The 16553-nt window shown below is 52.8% G+C and carries 15 protein-coding genes, 1 tRNA gene and 3 pseudogenes; 8 read left to right on the top strand and 11 right to left on the bottom strand.

The genetic code is table 11. The features are described 5' to 3' along the window. Positions 1 to 68: 68 nt before the first annotated feature. The 7 genes from H522_RS0111640 to H522_RS0111610 all read right to left on the bottom strand — a co-directional run bounded on the left by H522_RS0111640 (position 69) and on the right by H522_RS0111610 (position 5961). Positions 69 to 464: a MerR family transcriptional regulator gene (locus tag H522_RS0111640; RefSeq protein ID WP_026962442.1), complete on the bottom strand. Its 396-nt coding sequence runs from the start codon at positions 462 to 464 to the stop codon at positions 69 to 71. Positions 465 to 575: 111 nt separating this feature from the next. Further along, positions 576 to 1814, bottom strand: a complete 1239-nt coding sequence (locus H522_RS0111635; RefSeq protein WP_026962441.1) for a methionine gamma-lyase family protein — start codon at positions 1812 to 1814, stop codon at positions 576 to 578. Positions 1815 to 1896: 82 nt separating this feature from the next. Further along, on the bottom strand, positions 1897 to 2100 hold the full coding sequence (locus H522_RS0111630) for a hypothetical protein (protein ID WP_155836394.1): 204 nt from the start codon (positions 2098 to 2100) through the stop codon (positions 1897 to 1899). Beyond that, on the bottom strand, positions 2097 to 2717 hold the full coding sequence (locus H522_RS19110) for a hypothetical protein (RefSeq protein ID WP_051344210.1): 621 nt from the start codon (positions 2715 to 2717) through the stop codon (positions 2097 to 2099). The genes H522_RS0111630 and H522_RS19110 overlap by 4 nt, the downstream gene beginning before the upstream one ends. Continuing rightward, on the bottom strand, positions 2698 to 3285 hold the full coding sequence (locus tag H522_RS0111620) for a GTPase domain-containing protein (RefSeq protein WP_026962439.1): 588 nt from the start codon (positions 3283 to 3285) through the stop codon (positions 2698 to 2700). The genes H522_RS19110 and H522_RS0111620 overlap by 20 nt, the downstream gene beginning before the upstream one ends. Beyond that, positions 3282 to 4265 carry an AAA family ATPase gene (locus H522_RS0111615; RefSeq protein ID WP_245578096.1) on the bottom strand — a complete coding sequence of 328 codons (984 nt, stop codon included), beginning with the start codon at positions 4263 to 4265 and terminating at the stop codon, positions 3282 to 3284. The genes H522_RS0111620 and H522_RS0111615 overlap by 4 nt, the downstream gene beginning before the upstream one ends. Positions 4266 to 4386: 121 nt before the next feature. Continuing rightward, complete coding sequence (locus H522_RS0111610) at positions 4387 to 5961, bottom strand: spore germination protein (protein ID WP_081412092.1); 1575 nt, start codon at positions 5959 to 5961, stop codon at positions 4387 to 4389. 219 nt (positions 5962 to 6180) lie between these two features. Here H522_RS0111610 and H522_RS0111605 point away from each other — a divergent pair, with 219 nt between their 5' ends. Further along, complete coding sequence (locus H522_RS0111605; protein ID WP_026962436.1) at positions 6181 to 6657, top strand: hypothetical protein; 477 nt, start codon at positions 6181 to 6183, stop codon at positions 6655 to 6657. A gap of 120 nt (positions 6658 to 6777) precedes the next feature. Here H522_RS0111605 and H522_RS0111600 read toward each other — a convergent pair. Further along, a tRNA-Ser gene (locus H522_RS0111600) sits at positions 6778 to 6871 on the bottom strand. A 193-nt stretch (positions 6872 to 7064) separates the two neighbouring features. Here H522_RS0111600 and H522_RS21120 point away from each other — a divergent pair. Continuing rightward, positions 7065 to 7241: an H-type small acid-soluble spore protein gene (locus H522_RS21120; RefSeq protein ID WP_081412091.1), complete on the top strand. Its 177-nt coding sequence runs from the start codon at positions 7065 to 7067 to the stop codon at positions 7239 to 7241. A 117-nt stretch (positions 7242 to 7358) separates the two neighbouring features. Here H522_RS21120 and H522_RS20610 read toward each other — a convergent pair whose 3' ends face one another. Next, on the bottom strand, positions 7359 to 7910 hold the full coding sequence (locus H522_RS20610; RefSeq protein WP_051344209.1) for a C40 family peptidase: 552 nt from the start codon (positions 7908 to 7910) through the stop codon (positions 7359 to 7361). A 585-nt stretch (positions 7911 to 8495) separates the two neighbouring features. Here H522_RS20610 and splB point away from each other — a divergent pair. The 5 genes and pseudogenes from splB to H522_RS22525 all read left to right on the top strand — a co-directional run. Then, positions 8496 to 9521: a spore photoproduct lyase gene (gene splB, locus H522_RS0111585; protein ID WP_026962435.1), complete on the top strand. Its 1026-nt coding sequence runs from the start codon at positions 8496 to 8498 to the stop codon at positions 9519 to 9521. Between the two features lie 916 nt (positions 9522 to 10437). Continuing rightward, the gene (locus H522_RS22530; RefSeq protein ID WP_081412090.1) at positions 10438 to 10941 is read left to right on the top strand and encodes a YcxB family protein; all 504 of its coding nucleotides are present in this window, start codon (positions 10438 to 10440) and stop codon (positions 10939 to 10941) included. Positions 10942 to 11281: 340 nt separating this feature from the next. Then, positions 11282 to 13105, top strand: coding sequence for an IS1634 family transposase (locus H522_RS0111570; RefSeq protein WP_425387020.1), 1824 nt, complete (start codon positions 11282 to 11284; stop codon positions 13103 to 13105). 140 nt (positions 13106 to 13245) lie between these two features. Continuing rightward, positions 13246 to 13781 (top strand): annotated as a pseudogene (locus H522_RS19100) (transposase); the annotation flags it as partial. A gap of 16 nt (positions 13782 to 13797) precedes the next feature. After that, positions 13798 to 13935, top strand: a pseudogene (locus tag H522_RS22525) (integrase core domain-containing protein); the annotation flags it as partial. A 145-nt stretch (positions 13936 to 14080) separates the two neighbouring features. Here the strand turns inward: H522_RS22525 and H522_RS0111560 are convergent. Both H522_RS0111560 and H522_RS21110 read right to left on the bottom strand, forming a co-directional pair. Continuing rightward, a complete protein-coding gene (locus H522_RS0111560) occupies positions 14081 to 14980 on the bottom strand; it encodes a 3-hydroxyacyl-CoA dehydrogenase (protein ID WP_026962432.1) in 900 nt (299 codons plus the stop codon). Between the two features lie 856 nt (positions 14981 to 15836). Beyond that, positions 15837 to 16187: pseudogene (locus tag H522_RS21110) on the bottom strand (transposase); the annotation flags it as partial. A 111-nt stretch (positions 16188 to 16298) separates the two neighbouring features. On the opposite strand from H522_RS21110, the gene H522_RS21105 reads away from it, so the two are divergent. Beyond that, positions 16299 to 16553: DUF4277 domain-containing protein (locus H522_RS21105; protein ID WP_155836388.1), on the top strand; the 255-nt coding region annotated here is incomplete at its 3' end.

Below are 16553 nucleotides of genomic sequence, written 5' to 3'. Positions count from 1 at the left end.
CTCCACTCAAAGCATATTCTGCCCGTCGGACCACCAACGACGGCGATCACGCCCGAACAATCTGGCACTCATGGACGACGACGATAGAACCGCGACAAATCGCCTTGCAGCACCGACTGGGATGGGCCTTTGCCCTCGCCGAGCAATTCACGCTCAATCCAGCGGTATACCTGCCGGTCCGTCGCTTCCTCTTTGACCATTCTGCCTTTCCGCCTTTGCTTTGCCTCGGCCGCTAAAAAGTTCCGTACATCGGACAGGGTCATCCCCTCATCCAGCAGACCACGAATTCGAACCAGACGTTCCACGTCGACAAACGAGAACAGACGTCTGTTCCCTTGCGTACGGCCGGGTGAAACCAGGCCTTGCTGCTCATAATACCGGATTTGCCGAGCGGTTAATCCGGTCAATTGCTGTACGATGCCAATGGAAAAAAGCGGCTGCCGCATCCGGTCTCCGAGGTCCATCGCCACCCCTCCGTGCCCAGCGGTTATCGTGATCGTATCACTCCTTGTCGAACGGAGCAACTATGTATGTCATGTTTCCTGACATATAAGTTTACGGAAGACATAAACTTCTTAACGTTGATCAACCGGGATCGTCTCAAGAACCTTTTCCAAGGCCAGGTACACATGCTCCAACGTCAACCCGCCTTGCATGTAGGCCACGTACGGTGGACGCAATGGCGCATCGGCGCTCAATTCGAGCGATCCGCCTTGAACAAACGTACCTGCTGCCATGACAATGGGCGAATCGTATCCAGGCATCGGGGCCGCCTCCGGGCGAACGAACGAATCAATCGGGGCACTCGCCTGCACCGCGCGACAGAAAGCCAACAGCGGATCCGGTTGGTCAAACCGAATGGAAAGGATAAGGTCCGTACGCGGTTCAGACCACCTCGGCGACACTTTTAACCCGGCCGCCTCGAACACGGCCGCAGCCAAGACGGAACCTTTTAGAGCCTGGGCCACCACATGGGGAGCCAAAAAGAGCCCCTGGTAAAACGACCGTAAAAAGGTATGTGTGGGGCCAGACTCGCGTCCCAATCCCGGGGCGTACAATTGGTCCGCAGCCGCCTCGATCAAGTCCTGTCGGCCAACCAGGTATCCCCCGGTTGTCGCCAATCCACCTCCCGGATTCTTAATCAATGACCCTATGACCAAATCGGCACCGACCTCTGACGGTTCCAACGTCTCGACAAATTCGCCGTAACAGTTATCCACCAACATAACCGCTTGTCTGGCGGTTTTGCGGATGGCGTCAATCGCGTCGCCAATCTCCTTTACCGAAAACGCCCTTCGGTCACTGTAGCCACGGGAACGTTGAAACATCACCACTTTCGTCTGTGGCCGTATCGCAGCCTGGCATGCCTCCAGGTCAATTTGCCCGTCTTCGCCGAGCGGTACGGTGGTGCATTCAACCCCCCAGTCCCGCAGACTCCCACGAGCGTTTCGTAGCCCAATGACCGACTCTAAGGTGTCGTATGGGGTGCCTGTGACAAACAATAAATGGTCTCCCGGACGCAGGGCTGCAAACAACCCCAGCCGTAAGGCATGCGTGCCAGAAACAATCTGAGGTCGGACTAACGCCGCTTCCGTCGCGAAGACACGCGCCCAAACGGATTCCAGCTTGTCCCGCCCCGCATCGTCGAGACCATACCCCGTGGTCCCCAACAAATCATGAGCAGCCACCTGTTCGGATTGAAAGGCCCGGAGAACCTTCCGCTGATTCTCAATGGCCTGGGCGTCAATTTGCGTAAACACCGGCTGTACCCTTTGCCAGGCCGCTTTTAAAAGTGAAGATCCTGTATTCTGCATATGGGCATCCTTTCCAAGATATGAATCTGTGCTTACAACACGTCGTTTTTTACGTTGTTTCGTGGAGCCGGATGACCTCGGGTCATTCCTCTTGCGCGATTGTATCATAGGTTTTGTCGCAGACCGGACAGCGGCCCTCTCTCAATGCACAGACCCGCAATTGAATGGGAATTTCGGCCTTGGCCTCTTGTCTTCCTTCAGCCGTCCCGATGCGCCGTGCCACAGCAAAGACAAGACACGTCCAAAGGACGGCCACAATCACGAGCCACCCAACGGACCCCATCACGGAACATTCACCCCGTCTTCCTCCGATGTCTTCCATAGGCGCTGTGTGGTCAATTCGTCGAGCACGATAATCATGGGAAGGGCTAAGAATGCCAGGACGGTCAACGAGGCGTTGACCAACACGGCCACCCCAAGCGCCGCAAGCACCAAGAGCAAAGTCTCAATCGTACCCATTTTAGATGCTAAGTTTCTCTGCCCACTCCGTCGGTCGACAGCCTGGTCTAAGAGATCATCAAGCCAATCGATGGCCGCCATCATCGCAATTCCCCAGAGTGCAGTTTGCCACCCGCTAAACAGGCAAGCCAATATTATCGAAGCGACAATTTCTACGTATGCAGGTAGGTGGGTCGGCATCTTTTCCTTCCAATTCGCAAACATCCCAACCGCGTAGCTGCCAAAAAAAACGGCCAGGGCAACACGCAAATCAAGAAACGTCGCGACCAGCGCAAGCACCAGCCCATAGGGTAGCGCGGATCGTTCCAGACGCGCAGCCAGGGTACGTTTCCCGCAAGTCAGGTCGAAATCTCTGTCCAGGTAATCATCCATCACTTTAATGGCGCCAGCCATGAGCAACAAACAAGCGAACACTCGTACATAATCAAGCCATCCGCCAGACATATTGCTTTACCTCCCGAAATCCGTTTCCGTAGAGAGCCGAAATCGGGAGTATTCGGGTTGACGAGAGACGGCGCGTGAGTTGACGATACCCCCGCTTGGCTGCCGGCAAATCAATCTTATTTGCCAATACAAGATAAGCGTCGCATGTACGGCCATAGAGGTATATCTGCTCATCCAACGGTTCCCAGGCCGACTGGGCCGCGTCCACCATATGCAAAATCACATCGGCCTGTAATAGTGCTTCGAGCGTCTGAGCCATGGCATAACGTAACCCCGTATCGGAATGAATTCCATCGGTGAGTCCGGTCGAGTCGGTAAGCATCAGTCGGCAATCCACTTTCCTTTTCGGCACGTCGATCTCCACCGATTGCAAACAGCGTGTAAAGTGCGGAGAGGCGTCGGTCAATGTGGTTTCCGCTTGCGGTACGGTCAGCCGCTTGTTTTCGAGTTGACCGGAAGGCTGCTGAATTTTCCAGATGAGCTTGGAGAGGCCGAGATACTCGGCGAAGTGGATACAGAATAGCGTTTTCCCAACGTTGCTGCGCCCAATTACAAGAACGCACCTCAAAAGACTTCCCCCTCCCAGACAAAATCACGAGCCTCCAACGTCATGGCAGTCTCTCGATTCAAACGTGTTTCATCAAACAACCGAACAGCGTGTCGGCGTATGGCACGCTCAATGGTGTTGCGAACGAACCGCGCGTTGCTAAAACGGCCATACGGATCGTGAACGGAGAGCACCTCTTTCAGATGCTCGCGCAGCTTTTGTTCGGCTTCCCGACTCAGTTGATATTGCCGTTCACTGGCCATCTTGCGGGCGATGTTCATAAGTGCCCTGACATCGTAATCGGGAAACACCAGATGAATGGGAAAACGGCTGGGAAGGCCCGGATTGGTGGACAGAAACCAGTCCATTTCCCGTTCGTACCCAGCGATAATGACGATAAATTGATTCCGGTAATCCTCCATGCTCTTGACGAGGCAATCGATAGCCTCTCGTCCAAAATCCTTTTCACCGCCGCGAGCCAGTGAATAAGCCTCATCGATGAATAAAATCCCGCCTAAGGCCTTTTTCACTTGTTCACGCGTCTTTTGTGCCGTATGCCCGATATACTCTCCGACCAAATCTGCGCGCTCAACCTCGACCAGATGTCCTTTGCTAAGCAGTCCGCATTGGTGAAATATCTTTGCCAGCAAACGAGCTACCGTGGTCTTACCCGTACCTGGATTGCCTTTAAACACCATGTGCAAAACCACCGGTTCCGTCTGCAGATGAAATTCACGACGCCGCTGCTGCATATAGAACAACGCAAAAATTTCCCGCACCGTCGCCTTGACTTGTTCGAGACCGACCAACGTGTCGAGTTCCGCGAGTTGACTCAACAACGCGGAACGCGTCAAAGGCGGACTTTCCGCATCTGATTTCGTTTCTGCTGGACCCGCCAACCACTGTAACGCCTCTGCCAGCGCAATCTGACCGTCACGGTAACGCTGTAAGATCTCTTGGGATTGTTCTCGGACCTGAGGATTGGGAGGTGTTCGTCGCACGCACATCACCTCGACGGTCAAGTTTCCGCAGCCTCTGGCCGTGTATGCCAGCGACCACGATAACCTATGCGTCGAGGCCCATGTGGGTGATCGCCTAGATGACGTTCGCCGAGTGCCAGGCTCAGCCTTTCCGTTTGGCCGTGCGGGTGAAGAGAATCGGAGGTCGTCCACGAATGGTGGACATCGGTTTTCGCAGCAGCACATCCTGCATGCCATTTTTCCAACGGAATGGAATCAATGGCCATAAATAAGGTACCCCGAGAGAACGTGTGGTCGCTAATAACAATACCCACGCCGCAAGACCAAGGATAAACCCCCAGCCGCGGATGCCGACGGCGAATCCTGCTTCCGTAGTCAAAATCAGAAACAGGCGCGTCAGCGCGTTCGCATTCGCCAATTCAAACGACGTAATCGCAAACTGAGCAATCATCACGAAAGCCATATAGACCAGCACTTCGGGTTGGAAGAGCTGAATCTTACTGGCAAACTGGCCAAAGATGACGGCAGCGACAATACTGACCGATCCCGCCAGGACGCTCGGGATGTTGACAACTGCCATGCGTAAAATATCGAGCCCAATCTCTGCAACCAACAACTGCGCCCAAACGGGTAATGGGTATGTGGTGTCCGCACGAAAGAATGAAAACTCTTTTGGCACCACTTGGGGATGAAGATTCACCATCAGGAACAGCCCCGGCAGGATGGTGCTCACGATGACGGAGAGTAAAACGACCCATCGCATGTACGTACCGACAAGCGGATACGAATGATACTCACCTGGGTTTTGCAGCAACTGAAAGAATGTCACCGGCGCAATAATGACCTCAGGTGTGGTGTCGGGAATGATTAACACATGACCGTCAACGAGTGCTGTCGCGGCCACATCAGCTCGCTCCGTGTAACGAACAACGGGATACGGGTTCCATTTGACACGCATCATGTGGTCGGTGATCGCCTGTTCGGCCATCGTAATCGCATCTACGTCGATGGAAGTGAGGGATCTGCGGACGTTGTCGACCAGTTCAGGGTTCGTGACGTCTTGTAAGTACATAATCGTGACATCGGTTTTCGAGCGGTTTCCCACCTGGATGAGTTCCGTTCGAATGCGAGGGTCCTTTAACCGGCGGCGAACCAATGCGACATTAAACAGCATCGTCTCTACGAAGCCGTCTCGCGGGCCGCGCACGGTGCGTTCAATCTCACTCTCCCCAATACTACGCATCGGGTAGATACGGGTATCGATGAGCAGCGCTACATCAAATCCATCGATAAAAATGACCATGGGTCCGGAGAGAATTTGACGGATGAGCTCCCCCATGTCCGCAAACGGCTGAACCTGGACGAAGCCAATATGCGTGTTAAGAAACTCCGCGAGTTCTTGAATACTGAAGTCCTGACCTTGCTTTCGGGTCACAAATTCACTGATTTGCCGCTCAAAATTGTCCAGAATCAGAACCAGGTTGGTGGTGGTGAAAAATCCGTTTAGAACGTATGCCATCATGTTCAAACCGCCGTAGCGAAACGGCTTGGCCATCAGATCCCACGCGTTTCCCGGACCATATCCGATGCCAAGCAGACGGTTGAGGTACTCTACATTCTCCTGGAGGTTGCGTGAAATGGGCGGTACATGCTGTTTATCAATATCCCACTGTCGCAGCTGTTGACCAACCTTCTTCTCCTGATTCGTCTCAAACATCCAACTGCCTCCTCACCGAGACTGCCTGTTTATTCTCCCTCCGACACCCCCTGTCATACCCACGACAGTCCGGCGGGATCGACGAATTTCAACGACTTCCCCGCCATCGTACCTGTATATCTGGCGCTTAAACAGCGAGACTGAAAATGCCAGACCATTCATCACTTTGGCCGACCATCACTTCGTATATTCCGTCTCAAAATCCGGAGGTGCTATCCGATGTCCCATATTCCCGATGTGACCACAGAAATGGAACGAATCCGGCACCAACAAGAACTGCTGGCAACCCTCCACAACATGCAGGAACAGGAGAAGGAAGCCGTTCAGATGGCGACAGAGCGATTGTTAAAGCAATGTCTCAAACGGTGGGCAAACGAATGGGCGGCGAACGATGAACACTTAAGCGTAGGACTATCCCCAGACAACCACCCGGGATTTACAATCACCCTGGAGGGGCCAAGCCTACCACCGGTCTTCACAGTTTCCACCAAATGCAAGGGTAGGCTTGTCCAAGTTTTGGTCAAGGACGGGCATTGGCAACAGATGCCCAACGTCTTCGACAAGTTCGCAGATTGGCTGGATCAGAAAGTGGTCTTCAACGGGGAATTCAAGGAAAACGAAATTGAAGCGGCTTTGGCCAAGGCCTTCTTGGCGTGGTACCAAGAAGCCATCGGTCAACAAGCTCGCTTTCAATAGTATCCGCGGAATGACAACTCTGGAGAAAAAGTGCGGACAAAAATGCCATCAGTCGCGCCACAAAAGGTAGACCAACGAATCTCGGCAATCAAAAAGCGAGCCCTTAGCTCGCTTCGTATCTGGCGGAGTGAGAGGGATTCGAACCCTCGATACGCCTCTACAGCGTATACTCGCTTAGCAGGCGAGCGCCTTCGACCTACTCGGCCATCACTCCATGTATACCATGACTGGTTTGTATGCTTCCCACATCAATGGGACATCATCTATTTTATGAGGAAGGACGCTGTTTGTCAAGCGATACGTGAACGCGACATACCTGAGCCGCTGACGGGGTTGCGGAAACGGCTGGGCCACTGAACCCATCCTGGACCACCATCACTCAAGATTTTTTCCGGAGGTCGATCTTCATGGATGTTCAACGCGCGAAACAGATCCTCGAATCTCCCCGCATCATCCCCGTAACTTATCGCGGGAAACCGGTCCACATTGATGAAATCTACGAGACCAATGGCTACGCGAAAGTTCACTACGAAAACGGAGAGGTCTATACGGCACCTGTCGGGGACCTGCGTGAAGAACAATAACATCCTGCCATGGCCGAACCACGGGTATCCCTGTGGTTCGGCACCCGTATATCCTGAAAAGAGCCTCAGGTGACCATTTTCATCTTTCTGATAGTGCTGCCCCGGCGAAATGGGAGTCTAGCCAAGAACCCTGCGACCGTACAGATATTTCCCAGCCCAGTATTCATCGCTCAACGCAATTAACCGTAAGCCATGCGTTGTCAGAGCTGCAAACTGTCCTTGACCCATATAGACCCCATCAAAAGTCGGTGCATTCCCGTTGCCCGAGAGATCAAAAAATACAAGGTCGCCGGTTTGTAAATCCTGTTTATCTTGAATGATGGTACCGGTTTGCGCCTGATCCGCAATCGTACGCGGAAGTGAGACACCTGCAGAAGAGAGGGCGGCTTGGACAAACCCCGATGCATCCAGGCTGAGACTACCCGAGGATTGCAGCATTCGCTTGACGGCTGCGTACACCTCCCGCTGTTGTTGCACAGTCTGTCCGTTTGGGTTCACAGTATATACCGGCTGGGCGGGTCCAACCTGAATGGTCACTTTTGGTACGGATTTGTTTGTTTTCGTTGCTTGTTGCCGCTCATGCGCGAAATAATAAATAACACCCGCGAGGACGATGGCGGCACCACAACAACCGCTCAACACCATCTTAAGCCAAACCCAAGTTTTCATGCCCGCTCATCCCTCCAGGCAAGGCATGTGTGGCCATCGACAGCAGGCCGGCCTTGTCGTAACCCGCTCGTTTCGATGGCCTGTGGATGAAAACGCCGGACTCTTACCTCTTCTATCTTAGCACGGATTGCGAGCGCCTGGGTTTGAGACATTTGTGACTACCATTTATCTAGTGCTCTTCAACTTCGCTGCTGGTCTCCCAGGAGGGTTGCGGTCAACCAGCCATGCGCGATGCAACCCCTTGATTCAGCTACGGGGTTGCTGACAATTCTCCTTCTTCGTACAGTATTTCCTCTTCTACGCCGTACCGACACTTCATACTTGAACACCAAACTTCCCGGGTGAGTTCATCTTTCCACAAATTCCCACCACACAATGGACAAAGGGAATCAATGACATGAACCGAGTCCCTCGCTCCCACTTTCATTCCTCCAATCAGTTCCGCAGTTCATCATCCCCTTATAATGCCTTCCCCATGTATAGACTTACACAAAATGGATGATTCCGGCGTGGCGCATTATGCATACGTCATATCCGACGGACCAAGCTAGGTCCGAGACACTCGTCAACACCAGGAGGATGAGCATGGAGCCGTTTATCCCCGACCGAGCCTACTTTGAACCCGAAGCATTAGATTACCCGCTGGGACGTAAGCTTTACGCAAAGCTACGCGCTCTTGGAGTTGAAATTTTGACGACCACCTCGCACAACCGGGTAACCGGGCTGCCAGGGAATAATCCATTACAGAAGTACCGAAATGCGAAACGAACCCTAGTGGTTGGCCTGCGTAAAACACTCAAATTCGATAGCTCTAAACCGTCTGCGGAGTATGCCATTCCCATCGCGACCGGATGTATTGGTCATTGCCATTACTGTTATCTCCAGACGACGCTCGGCACCAGGCCTTACATCCGAGTGTACGTTAACCTGCCGGACATCCTAGCACAGGCGAAACGCTACATCGACCAACGTGCGCCCGAAATCACCCGCTTTGAGGCTGCCTGCACGAGCGATCCACTGAGCCTCGAACACCTCACGGGATCACTTAAGGAACTGATTGAGTTTATGGCTACACAAGAGTACGGACGCCTTCGTTTCGTAACGAAGTACGACCAGATTGATTCCTTGCTTCTGCTACAGCACAATGACCACACGCGCATCCGTTTCTCGGTCAACACAGAGTATGTGATCCGTTATTTTGAACCGTCGACCGCCCGGCTGCATGAGCGGATTTCCGCCGCTCGCAAGGCCGCCTTCGCCGGCTACCCACTTGGTTTTATCATTGCTCCAATCTATCTTTACGACGACTGGAAGTCTGACTACAAAAAACTCGTTCAGAACCTGGCCGAGGCGATGCCGCCGGAGACCCGCCGTGACCTAACGTTCGAATTGATTCAGCACCGGTTTACCAAACCTGCTAAGCGAGTTATAGAACAGCGCTATCCCAAGACAAAACTTGATTTGGATGAAAATAAGCGCAAATACAAGTGGGGCCGCTACGGCATCGGAAAGTACGTTTACACCGATGAGCAGCAACAGGAGATCAAAGACCTATTTCGCGAACTGCTCGACCGACACTTCCCGGAAGCCAAAATCGAGTACTTTACATAAGGATTGGAGACCTAATGCACACAAACGATGAACAAGGCCGTTTGGTCACGGGCCTCATTTAGAAGCGACAAGTCGGTCAGACAGGAGATGTCCGCCAGCGCGCATGTGGCATCGAGCAGCAGCTTTCCTGGGTTCGGGGTTGTCTGTACGTTTGTCCTGGACCTGGGGGCGTGCTTACGGGTATCCATCCGCTGAGGGCTCTAAAGGCCATCAGTTACGGATCTGTGCTTTGATTCTCCTAAAAAACAGATCAGCTCAAGCTTGAAGTAGCATCGATTCATTCGAAGGGTTCGCGTGAATAGATAGATCATCACGGAAAATTAGACTGAAACACGAATTGGATAGAAGCCAATAACAGCTTTCCATCCGATTTTCGTTGTATATGCGGGGTTTCTTCATGGTGGGCGGTAACGGGCTCGAACCGCTGACCCCCTGCTTGTAAGGCAGGCCGGAGGCATTTTACACCGAATACCGGGCAGTTCCTCTGAGTGTCATTTTCCGCGCCATGACAGGCATTTTAGGCCCTCTGTTCTGAACCGTATTTACATCCACTGACACGCATTTCGGCTGAGTTCGCACACAAACCGCACACAAGCGCCCATGTGCTAATTCATGTGCTCATTTATTCAATAAAAATGATACGTTGGGAACCTCAAAACCGCTGTAGGCGCAAGCTCACCGTGGGTTCGAATCCCACCCTCTCCGCTAGTCGTGGTGTGGCTTCCCGACTCCCCCGGGGAGCCGCTTTTCCATACCCTCCGCAATCCAGAACCGTATTTGCAAACGAATTGCTAACCTCCGTTCCTCGAAACATTTTATCGCCGCACCCTCGTCCGCGTCGTGCGAGATCACGAATCACAATGGAACGATTTCAATCGTCGTTAAATAAGAGTATCTTATAAAATAAAACAAAACAATGAGTGGGAGAATCTTGATGAAAAAAAGAGAAGGTACTTATTTCCTGACAAATTGTTCACTGACGAAACCGGAGTATATTAAACTGTCGTTTATTCAAACGACCCGAAATCGGCATGGGGCGATTATACTCGCTGGCTTTATTCTCGTTTTGATAATTTGCTCTATGACTCATCTCCTGTATATGTCTTTACTCTTTGTTATCTTGGTACCCATTCTTCTCTATTGTCGATTAAACCTCATGTATAATCGCACTCACAAGGAAAGTTCAGGACAAGAACCTATGGTGATTACTATTGGCCCAGATGGTTTTGGAGTAAACGGGGCAGGCCTAAACGCTAAGATTGACTGGAAGTACGCTAAAAGCTGCAAAGACACGGATAAATATATATTTCTAAGGTTCAAGAACGCTAGAAACTTGTTCGTCATTCCTAAGCGCGTTTTTCCTTCTGAAACGGATGCAGCAACTTTCGTTCATGATCTACAGACCTATATTTCCAAGTGAATCATCTGGTGAGAAATGTGCAGAATGACGGGCCTGAGTATGTGGAGGAGTATCATGGATGAAGCGTGAGTGCGGGAGGAAGTTGGGGTGGTGTGTGAATATGGAATAAATATCCTGACCGAGTCACCAGGGCTTTGCCATCGATGGCTGAGTGGTGCTGGTTAATCTCAAGTTTGACAGTAACACCCCTTGATCCAGAGGCCAACACCGCGCTACGGCGCGGTTTTTTCGTTGTTTGGTGGTACTTTTGCATCAAAAATGTAGGTCAAACTAAAGGATCATTTTTCATTAATATGAAAGGAGTTATTTGGCATAATTGTGGTTATAAATATTGGCGGTGGTGAGCTCCGTGTTCGCTCAAATTGTATCCACAAAGAAACCGGACGGTAAAACCTACAAATATCTCCACATCGTCGAGTCCTCTCGCGAGGGCGGGACCGTCAAAAAACGCCGTGTCGCTAGTCTCGGTAACATTAGTCAGTACTCAGAGCGGGAGATTGAGCAGATTATCCGGACGCTCGAGTCTCTCCTACAACACCGCACTACGGGTTCGCTCGAAGACTTCGAGGCCCAGCAGGTCCTCCAGTTTGGTGTTCCCTACGTGGTTCAATTTCTGTGGAACCAGCTCGGACTGACAGAGGCCATCCGTGATGCATTGAAAGACCGGGATATCACCTTCGACGTGGCCCGGTACGTGCAGGCCATGGTGGTTCATCGATTGGTGGACCCCTCCAGTAAACTCCGTCTGTTTCGAACGCTGGATGACCTGTATCTTCCGGACGCCGGGTCGGAACCGTGGCAGCTTCAGCACTTCTATCGGGCGCTGGATCACCTCGTGGAGATCAAACCGCAGCTGGAGCGGGCGTTGTACAGTCGGCTGACGGACTTGCTCAACTTCAAGCTGTCTTTGGTGCCGTATGACCTGACCAGCACGCACCTACACGGGCACGCCTGCCCCTTAGACGAGCATGGGTACTCGCGCACTCATCGCCCGGATCTCGAGCAAGTCGAGCTCGGGCTGCTGGTGACACCGGAGGGTATCCCGATCACCCACGAGGTGTTCGCGGGCAGCGTCTCGGACAAGCAGACCGTGCCCGACATCTTGAAGCGCCTCAAGGAGCAATTCGCGGTCGAGCAGTGTGTGTTCGTCGGTGACCGCGGGATGGTCACGGAAAAGAACATGGCCTTGATGGCGGAGGCTGGATTTCCGTACATCGTCGGGTTTCACAAGCGTGGCCGAATCGTGAGCGACGCGTTGCTGGAGCAGTTTGCAGATGTCGATACATACAGCGAACTCAAGGACAACCTGCGCTATCTCGAGGTGCCAGCGGAGAGTGTGGACGACGATGAAAAGACGGCCGGCGTACGGTACATCCTCTGCTACAATCCCGAGAAGGCGGCCCACGATGCCGCATTTCGAGAGAGTGCTATCGCGGAGGCCGAGACCGGTCTAATGGCCTTGGCAGAAGGGTTGACGAAACCAAGGCGCGGCCGAAAACCGACCGACAAAGGTGTCATGCTCAAGGTGGCGGAACTGCTGACAAAGAAGGGGGTTCAGGCGTTCTTTCAGGTCGACTACAGGGACAGGGTATTGACATACCAATGGGATGAAGAAGCCGTTGCCAAGGAGGCACTGCGGGACGGGAAGTTCCTGATTCGGACGAACACCGACTTGTCCGCAGGGGACGTGGTGTTGTCGTACAAGACGCTGATGGGGATTGAACGGGCGTTTGACCAAATCAAGAACTTCCTCGATGTGGGATCTGTGTATCCCTGGAACGAGCAGAGGGTCAGAGGGCACATCTTTGTCTGCGTGCTGGCCTATCTGTTCGAGCAAGAGATGCAAGTGCTGTACCGTCGCCAATGGGAGCAAGACAAGAACGACGCGGAGAAAATCGAGAATGACCAGGAGCGAGCCAAGGCGTTGACGGAGTTGGATAAGCGCTGGTACACCGGAGAAGCCATTGTACGTGAACTGAGGCGATGGCAGGCGGTGCACGCCATGGACAAGGAGTTTCTCAGCGTGACGAAAGCGAGCGACAGTGTGAAGAAAATCCTCACCAGCCTGGGTATTCCGATGCCGAACAAGACCTTGTCCGTTCGAACCATGAGTGTGCTGACCCTGCCCAGTAAACGCCCGACAGAACCACCGCGAAGACCGTGAGTCCCCATAGTCGATTGCGAGCCCCGCAGCGATGCGGAGCTAGCGTGCGTGTGGTACAAACTTGCGCCTACAATCCGCGCCACATCAAGGGTACTGTCAAACTTGAGCTGAAGGTGCGAAACTTGAGGGATTAAGTTAACCATGTGAGGCCCATCGTACGTGGTAAGGTACGCGCCAACGTGAAGTTTGGCACGAAGGTGGCAATCAGTGTGTGAATGGGTACGCAAGGCTGGAGCGGTTGGACACTGGGACACACGAAGGCAATACCCTGCAGGTGGCAGTGGAGGCCTATTGGGAGTGGTATGGCAATTATCCGGAAGCTGTGCTGGCCGACAGGGCCTACCGGAGTCGGGAGAACCTGCGTTACTGCAAAGAGCGTGGCATTCGCCTGAGTGGACCTCCACTCGGTCGGCCCTCAAAGACGGCGCGAGCAGAAGAGGCACGGATTGAGAGACAGGACGCAGCGGAACGAAACAAAATTGAAGGGAAGTTCGGCGAAGGCAAGTGTCTGTACGGTCTCGGCTTGATTCGGGCGTGCCTGCAGGCAACGAGCGAGACGGTTATCGCGCTGCAACTGCTCGTGATGAACTTGGAACACCGACTTCGCCTTCTTCTGTCCCTTGTTCTTTCGTGGCTCCAACAGGTCCAAACTTCAACTACGCTGGTGAACTCGTGACTCGTTCAGCAGACCCTACAGTAGCTTGGACGAGGCGAAAGCGGCGATTGAGTCGTACATTCATTTTCACAACACGGACCGACCACATTCCGCACTCGGTTATCGGTCGCCGTTGAAATTCAGAAATTGGCAAACACGACGGAACGCAGCGTGAGACAATCTTTATCGGAATTTCAAGACCCCCGCTTCTCTCTTAAAGGCCATCCCATCTGTCTTGACAAAGTCGGGTTCAATACGGGGGCTGTCCCAAGCGCGATGGCGCAAGGGGCAGTCCTTTTGGGCGAAACGAGGAAGTGTGCTCAACCCTTGAGAAAATCCGGTTGCTCGAAAGCCGGGTTTGGGTAGCGATAGAAACCTTCCCCCGATTCTCTTCCCAGCTTACCCTTCGCAATGAGCTCTGTCTGCAGGCGCTCCGCCAATTTCTTGTAATCCGCACTCCCGGTAGCATTCGCCTTTCCGGCCGCGATATTGTAGGCCGTGCGGATACCAACGGTATCCAATATGGCAAACGGGCCTTCCGGCGCCCCGGTGGCAATCATCCACGTCTTATCAATCGTCTCAACATCCGCCACCTCGTTTACCCATAACATCTGAGCAGCCTCCAGGAACGGAACCAGCAAAGAGTTGAGAATGTACCCCGGCTGTTCTTTGTACAACGGTAACGGAACCATGCCAATCGCCCGGGCAAAGTCAATGACGTCCTGAAAGACCTGCATATCCGTCTCCGGGTGTTTCATGATTTCCGCTGTGTTATGGATCCAAATCTCGTTCGCAAAGTGCAGTGCCAAGAATTTCTCGGGGCGTCCCGTCGCGTCTGCAAACTGACTCGGCAACATCGTGGACGAATTGGTTGCGAAGACCGTCTTGGCGGGTGCCAGCGGACCTAATGTCTTGTAAAAGTCCATCTTAATGTCCGCCACCTCAGGAACCGCTTCAATGACCAAATCGGCATCTGCGACGGCCTTGGCTAAATCGGTGTAGAACTGCATCCTCTCGTACGCCGCATCCACCTGATCTTGCGGGACCCCAAAACTTTCTTGATAGCGTGGTTTCAGGTTTTTGATTCGGTCTTTGGCGCTTTCCAGCGCCACATCACTTACGTCATACACTGTGACATGAAACCCTTTAAAGGCAGTCTGAAAGGCAATCTGGCTGCCTAAGACGCCACCCCCAGCGACCGTAACGTTCCGGTAGTCCATAAAGTTCCCCCTCCTCGTATGAGGGTAGTATAAGTTCTCCTCCGTCGAATTTCCAGTAGGTCCGGAACTGCTGGAACAGCGCTGGAGAATTTCCAGAGCCGGCTCAAGACCATCCGAATGAGACAGCTGCTCAGGAGGATGGGAAGTGGTTGATGGGGCTTCCCCATCCAAACAATCTCGCAGTATCGCAATACCCGTTTTCACCCATGGATGGGGAGGTTCCCATTGACCCATAGATGATTGTTATCGGTTGAGTCACCGGAGTCGCTTGACGGCTACTCCGCTTCTTTATCATGCGCTTGTTCCTTGAAAACTTTATATCCGCCCGCATCTGGTTGGGGGATGCCCCCAACAAACTTCCACAATCCACATGTCTTCATACCACCATGGATCAACTGAGCGCCTGATTGGAACTTGAAAGAGCATGATTCTGGCCTCCCACTTCCTCTCTCAGGGAAAGTAGGTTTTTCTTCGTTTTTCTCACTCAATCGCACGATTTCGCATTTGACTCCTTGCGTACCCAGACCGCAAAATGTGTGATGTGAGTGGGCCGACCCGTTTGAGGGTGTACCAAACCAGACGGTGTAGCATCGCCTTCTAGATTTTGGTTTGGTACGCACCTCGGATCTTCACCAAACACTTTCGTGGTTTACCCTCTCATGTCTCACAGGGTCTGTGCCCCAAGCAGTCCTTCGTACGGCCTATCGAAAGGGTGGAGGCCGGCCAAGCTCATGTGCAGGGTCTATGCCCGAATGGATCAGATATCTGCTGGCTTCTCCGTGCTGTACGTTTGTCAAATGCAGATCATGCGACCAATAAGGAATTCATCCGGTAGCTTAGCCGTCAGTCCTGTGAACTACGCAACCATCTGGCTCGTGAGTTGTCGATAAGCGAGTCCCAGTACTCGTTCGGGATCATAGTCCACATGCCGGGTTCCAATGGTAAATAGAATCCGTATCAGTTTTCCACAGAGGGCGATGAGCGATTGCTTCGGCTTGAGCGGGTTATCCCCACGGGTCTTGAAGTGTTGATGCAGGAGTTTGAACTCTGCATTTACCGCTACCAGGTGGAACACGCCTTGATACAGCAGTGCTCGTAACCTGGCCCTTCCCCGCTTGCTGATGCGGGTTTGCCCTTTATGCTTGCCGGAACTGTTTTCCCTCAAGTTCAATCCCGCCAGTTTGCGGATTTGGTGCCAGCTTGTGAATAACACAGATTCCGCGCCTGATATAGGGTGGTTCAGTAATTTTCCAAAGGGTTTACGGGGGTTCACAGCGAAATCTTTCATCCATCGCAACATGGCACGGAGGATTTCCAGTTGATTGAACCCATATCGCAGTTTCAGGTTGAAGCAGCTCCCGTATTCGCTGAACTCATACGGCGATTGAAATGGGTGGAGCGTATTGATGCGATTGTTCCAGTCAAACCCGAAGACTGCCGTGTTTCCGTCGGGGTGCGGATTAAGGCCCTTCTCATCAATATTCTGACGGACAGAAAAGCCCTCTATCGGGTACAACGTTTCTATGAACGGCAAGATATCGAACTGCTCCTGGAGCCGGGGATATCTGCAGAT

Source organism: Alicyclobacillus herbarius DSM 13609 (genome assembly GCF_000430585.1).
In the GTDB taxonomy this organism is placed as follows: Bacteria; Bacillota; Bacilli; order Alicyclobacillales; family Alicyclobacillaceae; genus Alicyclobacillus_G; species Alicyclobacillus_G herbarius.
This window is presented reverse-complemented; position numbering and strand designations above follow the sequence as displayed.

Bases quoted from the DNA above. Each gene is read 5' to 3' on its own strand.
- H522_RS0111640 (WP_026962442.1), bottom strand. From the start codon at position 464: ATGGACCTCGGAGACCGGATGCGGCAGCCGCTTTTTTCCATTGGCATC.
- H522_RS0111635 (WP_026962441.1), bottom strand. From the start codon at position 1,814: ATGCAGAATACAGGATCTTCACTTTTAAAAGCGGCCTGGCAAAGGGTA.
- H522_RS19110 (WP_051344210.1), bottom strand. From the start codon at position 2,717: ATGTCTGGCGGATGGCTTGATTATGTACGAGTGTTCGCTTGTTTGTTG.
- H522_RS0111610 (WP_081412092.1), bottom strand. From the start codon at position 5,961: ATGTTTGAGACGAATCAGGAGAAGAAGGTTGGTCAACAGCTGCGACAG.
- H522_RS0111605 (WP_026962436.1), top strand. From the start codon at position 6,181: ATGTCCCATATTCCCGATGTGACCACAGAAATGGAACGAATCCGGCAC.
- H522_RS21120 (WP_081412091.1), top strand. From the start codon at position 7,065: ATGGATGTTCAACGCGCGAAACAGATCCTCGAATCTCCCCGCATCATC.
- H522_RS20610 (WP_051344209.1), bottom strand. From the start codon at position 7,910: ATGAAAACTTGGGTTTGGCTTAAGATGGTGTTGAGCGGTTGTTGTGGT.
- splB (WP_026962435.1), top strand. From the start codon at position 8,496: ATGGAGCCGTTTATCCCCGACCGAGCCTACTTTGAACCCGAAGCATTA.
- H522_RS22530 (WP_081412090.1), top strand. From the start codon at position 10,438: ATGAGTGGGAGAATCTTGATGAAAAAAAGAGAAGGTACTTATTTCCTG.
- H522_RS0111560 (WP_026962432.1), bottom strand. From the start codon at position 14,980: ATGGACTACCGGAACGTTACGGTCGCTGGGGGTGGCGTCTTAGGCAGC.